The sequence below is a fragment of the Methylobacterium terricola genome (genome assembly GCF_006151805.1).
Lineage (GTDB): Bacteria > Pseudomonadota > Alphaproteobacteria > Rhizobiales > Beijerinckiaceae > Methylobacterium > Methylobacterium terricola.
On the sequence record NZ_VDDA01000099.1, the window covers coordinates 1 to 1219 of the forward strand.

1 pseudogene is annotated in these 1219 nt (G+C 66.6%); it reads right to left on the minus strand.

Going from position 1 to position 1219, the window contains the following annotated elements:
• A pseudogene (locus FF100_RS36795) lies at positions 1 to 1134 on the minus strand (IS3 family transposase); the annotation flags it as partial.
• Positions 1135 to 1219 lie beyond the last annotated feature (85 nt).

The following is a 1219-nucleotide window of genomic DNA, read 5'->3' on the forward strand; positions in this document are numbered from 1 at the left end:
TGCGGTTCTTCAGCGTCTGGTGCCAGCGCTCGATCTTGCCCTGAGTTTGGGGATGGCGGGGAGCACCGCGGATGTGGGTCATGCCGCGGCTGCCGAGCCAGTCGGCCAGGTCACCCGCGACGTAGCTCGATCCGTTGTCGGTCAGCAGCCGCGGCCGGTGCACCACCTGCACCTGATCGAGCCCGGCGGCGCTGAGCGCCAGGTCGAGCGTGGCAGTGACGTCGCTGGCCTGCATCGTGGCGCACAGCTTCCAGGCCACGATGAAGCGGGAGAAGTCGTCGAGCACCGTCGACAGATAGTACCAGCCCCAGCCGACCACCTTCAGGTAGGTGAAGTCGGTCTGCCAGAGCTGGTTGGAGGCCGTGGTCTTGTCACGGAACTCGTCGGCTGCCTTGACAACGATGTAGGCTGGGCTGGTGATCAGGTCGTGCGCCTTGAGCAGGCGGTAGACCGTGGCTTCCGAGACGAAGGAGCGCTGCTCGTCGGTGAAGCGCACGGCCAGCTCGCGTGGGCTGAGCTCCGGCTGCTCGAGCGCGAGGGCGACGATCTGCTCGCGGATCGCCGTGGGCAGGCGGTTCCAGACCCGGCTGGGCCGAGAGGGTCGGTCGGCCAGGGCCTCGGGTCCCCCTTGCTGGCAGGCGTCGTACCAGCGGTAGAATGTGGCGCGCGGGATGCCGAGTTTCTCCAGGGTGGCGCGCACCGGCAGAGAGGACTGCTCGACCAGCCGGATGATCTCCAGCTTCTCAGAAGCCGAGTACCTCATGCCTCGTCTTCCCCAGCTCCGCTCATACTTTTTTTGAGCAGGCGGTTTTCCAGGGTGAGATCGGCCACGACCTCCTTGAGGGCACGAGCCTCACGGCGCAGGTCCTTGACCTCGTCCGAGGTGGCGGCGCGGGCCGTGTCGCCGGCCAGCCGCTTCTTGCCCGCTTCCAGGAACTCCTTGGACCAGCCGTAGTACATCGAGGTGGCAATGCCTTCGCGTCGGCACAGCTCTGCGATGCTGTCCTCGCCGCGCAGGCCCTCCAGCACGATGCGGATCTTCTCCTCGGCCGAGAACTGGCGGCGGGTGGCGCGGCGGATGTCCTTGATCACCGCCTCTGCCGGCTTCCGTGCCGGCCCGGATGTCTGCTTCATCTTCGCTCCTTGGGGGCTACGATGAACCAGTCATCCTCCGTTCGTGAAGGGCCTCACTCTGTCTCACGGGCGCTGACGGCGGACA